Genomic DNA, 1,662 nt, shown 5'->3' on the forward strand with positions numbered 1-1,662 from the left:
AGGTATCTAAGCCATATTCTCAACAGTCCAAAGGATCACTCTCTCGGTGAACAACAATACCTCCCTTTACCCAGCCATACCAACCGTGAGCACAAACCAAGCACTCGTCTCCCACGCAGGACTCACCACCCTGAGCGACCTGCTCAACGCAATGGGTTTCCGCAAACTCTGCGAAAACCGATTCTCCCAATTCGTCCCGGCCGCGGCGGTGCACCGGCCAGGGAAGATGATCGCAGACCTGGGTCTGATGCTCGCCGCCGGCGGCGAGCAAGTCAGCGACACTGACCAGCTACGAACGGTTCAGGGGCTGTTCGGGCCGGTGGCCTCTGACCCCACGTTCAGCAGGTTCTTCGCCAGGATCAGCAAGCACCCGGGGGCTTTCGACTACGCATTCGCTACCATGCAACGCGAGGTACGGACCAAACTCTGGGCGGCTGCAGGTCAACGCAATCCCGCAGCACGAGCTTCCCGCATGAATCCTCTGACCGTGGATATCGACGCGTCCCTAGTCAACGTGCACTCAGATAAAGAAGGTGCCAAAGGAAACTACAAGGGCGGCTATGGTTTCTCTCCCATGATCGCCATGGTTGACTACGGCAAAACCCAGGGCACCGGCGAAATCCTGGCTGTCCGCCTGCGTCCTGGAAATAAAGCCGCGAACTCGGCGAAGGACCATATCAGCATCCTTAGCCAAGCGCTGGAACAACTGCCCGACGATTTCTATGACCCAGATGGTGTGCTGATTGGTGAAAAGATCATGGTCCGCACCGATAGTGCCGGTGCCACCCGTGAGTTCTTGAAGCATGTTGATTCGCTGGGCCTGCAGTTCTCCACCTCGTATTCACTGCCAGTGCTGAAGGAACGATTTGTGCGGTGGATCGATGAGAAGAAGTACTGGGAGCCGGCGCTCACCGCCGATGGTGAGCATCGTGATAATGCGTGGGTGATTGATGCATCCAAGGTTATTGAACTCATTGGATACCCGCCAGGTTCCCGCATTTATCTTCGGGCTGAACCGTTGCATCCCGGGGCGAAAGCCAGCCTGTTTGATACGGACGGGAATAGAGTCACCGCGTTTCTGACGAACTCTCCACGCTACGACCCCGCGTTTTTGGATGCCCGTCACCGGGCGCGCGCAAGGTGCGAGAACAGGATCAAGTCTTTGAAGGCCGCGGGACTTGGGAAATTGCCTTTCACGTCGTTTGCAGCGAATCAAGCGTGGGCGAACCTGGCAATGTTTGCCTATAACCTGACTGCGTGGTTGCAGCTGGTCCTCCTGCCAGTTGGGCATGAAGCAGTCAGCTGGGATGTGAAAAGGTGGCGGTACCGTGTGTGGTCCATGGCTGGGAAGCTGACCAAGAGTGGCCGCCAACCCAGGTTGCTGATCAACCAGAAGGCACCGGAGTGTGGATTGGTCTTGTCACTCCAGGAACAGATCATCGGGTTGCGTCAGCGATGGTCAGGCGGGCCGCTGCGAACCTGAGCTTTCAAATGGTGGTCATTTGGTGCTTCGAGTCAAGGGAAGGCATGGTTCCGGTGCGTGGTGGCCGGCGCTGACGTCAGCGAAAGGACGGTCTTTGGCGTACCAGAATTCAGGAAACCCACCGGAAGTCCGGCGTGATACCGATCCGGTGGGCTTGAGAGTCTCCATGAAAAATCTGG

Annotated in this window: 1 protein-coding gene; it reads left to right on the forward strand. The window is 57.2% G+C overall.

Going from position 1 to position 1,662, the window contains the following annotated elements:
* Nucleotides 1-46: 46 nt before the first annotated feature.
* The gene (locus ACT3TP_RS18635; protein WP_444621279.1) at nucleotides 47-1,483 is read left to right on the forward strand and encodes an IS1380 family transposase; all 1,437 of its coding nucleotides are present in this window, start codon (nucleotides 47-49) and stop codon (nucleotides 1,481-1,483) included.
* The last annotated feature ends 179 nt before the right edge of the window (nucleotides 1,484-1,662 follow it).

It is taken from the genome of Glutamicibacter sp. AOP38-B1-38 (assembly GCF_052377485.1).
Taxonomy (GTDB): Bacteria; Actinomycetota; Actinomycetes; order Actinomycetales; family Micrococcaceae; genus Glutamicibacter.